5 protein-coding genes are annotated in these 4,637 nt (G+C 62.0%); 3 read left to right on the top strand and 2 right to left on the bottom strand.

The window, feature by feature from the left end; all coding sequences use genetic code 11:
• Together WAW17_RS33560 and WAW17_RS33565 are read right to left on the bottom strand one after the other, a co-directional pair.
• Nucleotides 1-491 (bottom strand): nitronate monooxygenase (locus WAW17_RS33560; protein WP_422337141.1); only part of this gene is annotated, 491 nt, incomplete at its 3' end.
• Nucleotides 488-2,095, bottom strand: coding sequence for a class I adenylate-forming enzyme family protein (locus WAW17_RS33565; protein ID WP_422337142.1), 1,608 nt, complete (start codon nucleotides 2,093-2,095; stop codon nucleotides 488-490). The genes WAW17_RS33560 and WAW17_RS33565, both read right to left, overlap by 4 nt.
• A gap of 599 nt (nucleotides 2,096-2,694) precedes the next feature.
• Between WAW17_RS33565 and WAW17_RS33570 the strand changes: the two genes are divergently transcribed.
• The 3 genes from WAW17_RS33570 to WAW17_RS33580 form a co-directional block, all read left to right on the top strand.
• The gene (locus WAW17_RS33570) at nucleotides 2,695-3,450 is read left to right on the top strand and encodes an SDR family NAD(P)-dependent oxidoreductase (protein ID WP_422337143.1); all 756 of its coding nucleotides are present in this window, start codon (nucleotides 2,695-2,697) and stop codon (nucleotides 3,448-3,450) included.
• Between the two features lie 108 nt (nucleotides 3,451-3,558).
• Nucleotides 3,559-3,873 carry a hypothetical protein gene (locus tag WAW17_RS33575; protein WP_422337144.1) on the top strand — a complete coding sequence of 105 codons (315 nt, stop codon included), beginning with the start codon at nucleotides 3,559-3,561 and terminating at the stop codon, nucleotides 3,871-3,873.
• Nucleotides 3,874-3,961: 88 nt separating this feature from the next.
• A partial coding sequence (locus WAW17_RS33580; RefSeq protein ID WP_422337145.1) for a flavin-containing monooxygenase occupies nucleotides 3,962-4,637 on the top strand: 676 nt, incomplete at its 3' end.

Genomic DNA, 4,637 nt, shown 5'->3' on the forward strand with positions numbered 1-4,637 from the left:
CCGGAGGCGATGACGATATCCACACCGTCTTCCTGGGCCTTGACGGCCTGGCGCGTGCTGCCGACTTTGTGCATGTGGATGAGGCCGCTCTCCGCGATCGCATCGCGCACTACACGCGGCGCACCCGCGGAGGTGGTGATCACTCGCAACCGTTTCCTGATCTCAGGATCGTTGACAGCATCGAGCACCGCGCCCACGTAGGCCGCGCTGAAGGGCAGTACCTCTCCGTTCTCGGCGGTTCCGACCGGAACATTGACGGAGAACGGGCGATCCGTCAGTTCACAGGCTTCTTCGATGTAACCCCGTAGTACCTTGGCGCCTTCGTCGGTGCCCAGGGTGAGCGCCGGAATACATACGCATCCGAGGCCGCCGGCATTGGAAACCGCTGCTGCGAGCGCGACGGACTTGTAGGGTCCCAAGCCTTCCTGCACCACGGGATAGACGACTCCGATCAGGTCGGCGAATCTACTCTTGAAATTCACCTTGCTCATGCGATCGCGTCCTGAGTGGAGTGCAATGTCGCGAGGGCCACGACCCCGTCCGCATCGCGGAGGCTGATTTCCCGAATCCGGTCACGCATCGCTCCGTGCATCTTGCTGCGTTTTGCAGTACGCGGAACTTCGTCGACGAGGACGTACAGGCGCGGGCGCTTCCAGCGTTCGAGCGTGCTGATCATGTGGGCGTCGAGCACAACTTTGGCTTCTTCCTCGGTGATCCCGGGCCTCATCTGCACAAACGCGGCGGGCACTTCGCCGAAGCGTTCGTGCGCAACTCCGATGCAGCCTGCGTCGATCACGTCAGGGTGCTCGAGTAGTGCGGCATCGACTTCGAGCAGCGAGAGCTTTTCACCACCGGGATTGATGATGTCGTCGATCCGACCGCGCACGTAGTACCAGCCGTCGGCGCTCCGGTACGCACGATCGCGGGTGTGGAGATACCCTTCGCTGTCGAAGGCATCGGCGGTACGTTCCGGATCACGGTAGTAACCCGGCGTGACGACATCTCCCTTGATGCACACCTCGCCCTCGACGTCGTTGCCGATCAAGGTCGCGCCCGATTCGGGGTCCTTGAGCACTACCTCGGAGAATCCGCGGATCGGGTGGCCCGATGACCCGACCGGGACTTCGGACTCTTCCCCGTAGTACAACGACGGGCCGAGGATGCAGACCGGCATAGCTTCGGTGCACCCGTACATGTTCCCGACCTGGGCGCCCTTGGAGAGCAGTGCGTCGCGTACATCGTCTGGGACCGGTTCGCCGGCAACATAAGTGCGCAAGCCGGTCAGGTCGAGTGAGTCCCATCGGGGGTGGCGCATGAGATCTCGCATCATGGTCGGGATGATCCAGTACATCCAGTTCGGGGAGCGGTTCTCGAAGATTTCGACGACTCTGTCGACGTCCCATCCGCCACTCCACAGGATGGTTCCGCCCGCCATGATCATTCGGATCGAATCGTGAATGCCACCGCTGTGGTACATCCCGACGAGCGATACATTTCGAGTCTCGCTCGTGATGCCGCCCAGGAAGACAGCTCCCCAGCCGGAGTTTGCGAGGGTGCCATGAGTGAAGACGACGCCCTTGGAAGTTCCGGAAGTCCCGGAAGTGAAGTTGATGGCGGCAATGTCCGTGGATGCTCGGTCCACGATTCGCAGCTCATCGGATGCGTCGGCAGTGAGAGCGGACAGCACCGGATATCCGTGGTCGCCGGGTTCGGTCACGATCACTGTCTCGATGCTCGGCTGCGCGGCGAGGAGGTCCGCGAGGTGCACGTACTCGATCGACACCACAGCAATGCGTGCCTGGCTGCGCGCGACATCGTCGATCAGCTTTTGATCGTTGGCCTTGTAGTTCAGGCCGCTGAACGCTCCGCCGAGTTTGATTGCGGCGTAGAACGTTGCGACGTGGGTGTGGTTGTCCGGCATTGCCGTGACGACCACGTCGTCAACGCCGATGCCGAAGCCGGCGAGGACATTGCCGATCCGATTGGACTCAGCGCGGAGCTCACGGTACATCACGCTCGTGCCGTCCGCGTCGACGACCGCCGTCTTGTCTGCGTACTCCCACGTGGAGCGTTCCAGCCACCAACCCAGGTTCATCATCGACTCCTTAAAACTGTTTCTCGATTTCGTACCCCGCCAACCCATTGTGGGATCCAGGGAACGCTAGTGACTAATAAATCACTAGCAGGGATGCATGACAACTCTTATTACTGCCAGGAGTATCCCTATTCGTATTTGTAAAGTCCGGAACTACCATCGGACGGAATTGTCCGCTCCCGGCGCGCCCCAGGCCGAGCCAGCGGACCCCTGGCCGGACCACCGAAGAAGGACCAGCAAGAACCGCAGGTGAACCAGGCCATGGACCCATCATGCACCCGCAACCGGACAGGTCGGTGTCCGACTTTGCGACACTTCCCCGCGCGTTCCTGGGGATAGAACGCACGAAGCTTTCCCCGCCGAAATCGACTCTTGATTTTTCGCCACACAGCGACCTACTCTGATTTTAGTAAACCTCGAATCACTAAATGGCAGCGTCGACGCTCAACGAGCGGTAGATGGACCCCCCGCGGTACTACAGCCAAATCACGCCTTCCTCGATCGGCCGCAGTCGACCTCTCACCGACAGACGGGCGCTGTAAGCACCGAAGGGCGCTTCCCCTCTTCTCAACAGACCCAAAATTTCACTGGAGGATCAAATGCCGGTTCGATCGACCCTTGCGTCAGGCCTTCTGAACCCGACGCTGCTTGCGGGCAAGCGCGCGGTAGTCACGGGAGCGGCACGTGGTATCGGTGCCGCGATTGCCCGGGAGCTCTCGGCTGGAGGCGCAGACCTTTCGCTGTTCGACCTGGCGGAATGCGGTGAGACAGCCGAGTCGATCCGGGACGCCGGTGGTGAAGTCACCTATGGGGTCCTCGATGTCACCGACCGCGCGTCCGTCGCCCGTGCGTTCGGAGACTTGGACCGCCTGGACATCCTGGTGACCTCTGCGGGGGTATATGGCGAGCCCGCCGAACTCGGAGAGATCGACGTCGACGAATTCGACCGAGTAATGGGGATCAACCTCAAGGGATCACTGTGGACAGTGGCCGCAGCGCTGCCCTTGTTGCGCAGACACGGCGGCAACATCGTGTGCGTCGGTTCCGCAGCCGGCAAAGTCGGTGGCGTCGCCTCCGGTCCACACTATGTGGCCAGCAAGGGCGCTCTGCACGCTACCGTCAAGTGGCTCGCACGAACCGAAGCCACCCACGGCATCGTCGCCAACGCCGTTGCTCCGGGGGCAATCGACACCGACATGATCGCGGGCAAGGGATACGACGGTAGCTACTGCCCACTCGGTCGAATCGGGACAGCACAGGATGTGGCCGGAATTGCCGCATTTCTCGCCTCCCCCGGCGCTGCCTACATGACCGGCGCAGTGGTGGACGTCAACGGCGGCTTCTTCATGGGATGACGCTCATCGTGCCGAAACACATTGCCACACAGCACTCCAGAACCATTTTTGCGCACCTGGTTCGGGTACGTGTGCACCGAAGCGACCCGAGAAGGAAGGGGTGAGACAGTGACCCAAGACGAAGATCTGATGGTGAAGTTCGCACTGAAGTGGCTTCCATACGGCGGCGGCGACGAACACATTCTCCCCGAGTTCGGGGTGACGCCCGACGAGTTCTACCGCCGTCTTTCGCTGCTGGTGAACACAGTACGGGCCACCCGAGTGGACCTCGGTTCGAGGCGACAGCTGGTCGAACTCTGCTCGCTCGAACTGGCCCGACCTGTCTTCCCACACGCTCGACGACGAAAACTCTCACGAACCGACCGGGGCGAGCAACCGGCAGGAGCTCCACAACGCCGCAGCATGTCCCCCTCGCGTCGATGACCACAGCACGCGCGACTCGACGTCAACCTGCCTCATCGCAGGAACCTCTCCACAACCCGACACTTTTACGATTGGACGAGTGAGAAAAATGATGCACGAACCAGTACTGGAAGTACTGATCATCGGCGCGGGATTCGGCGGTATCCGTATGCTGCACGAAGCCCGCCGACGCGGCCTGTCGGCACGTGTGCTGGAAGCGGGAAGCGACGTCGGCGGAGCCTGGCACTGGAACCGCTATCCAGGCGCACGCACCGACAGCGAAAGCTGGGTCTACTGCTTCGGCTTCGACAAAGATCTGCAGGACGACTGGGACTGGCCGGAACGGTACCCCAGCCAGCCGCAGGTCCAGGCCTACCTCAAGCATGTCGTCGATCGGTTCGACATGCACCGCGACATCGAACTGAATACTCGCGTCGAAGCGGCCGTCTTCGACGAGGACCACGATCTGTGGACGGTGACCAGCGAATCGGGCGAGCGCATCGTCTGCCGCACAGTCGTCAGCGCCACCGGACCGCTCTCCGCTCCACAAGAACCGCCCTACCCCGGGTTGGCCGACTTCCACGGTGATTGGTACCTGACCGCGCGATGGCCCCACGAGCAGGTGGACCTCGCCGGCAAGCGTGTCGCCGTAATCGGGACCGGCGCCAGCGGGATCCAGGTGACCCCCCTCGTGGCGACAGTGGCCGAGCGCCTCACCGTCCTCCAACGAACGGCGAATTATGCACTTCCGGCGCGGAACTACGTGCTGGACGACCTGCAGCGGC

The organism is Rhodococcus sp. (in: high G+C Gram-positive bacteria) (assembly GCF_049286785.1).
In the GTDB taxonomy this organism is placed as follows: domain Bacteria; phylum Actinomycetota; class Actinomycetes; order Mycobacteriales; family Mycobacteriaceae; genus Rhodococcus_F.

Coding starts and splice junctions, on each gene's coding strand:
- WAW17_RS33565 (WP_422337142.1), bottom strand. CDS start 2,095: ATGAACCTGGGTTGGTGGCTGGAACGCTCCACGTGGGAGTACGCAGAC.
- WAW17_RS33570 (WP_422337143.1), top strand. CDS start 2,695: ATGCCGGTTCGATCGACCCTTGCGTCAGGCCTTCTGAACCCGACGCTG.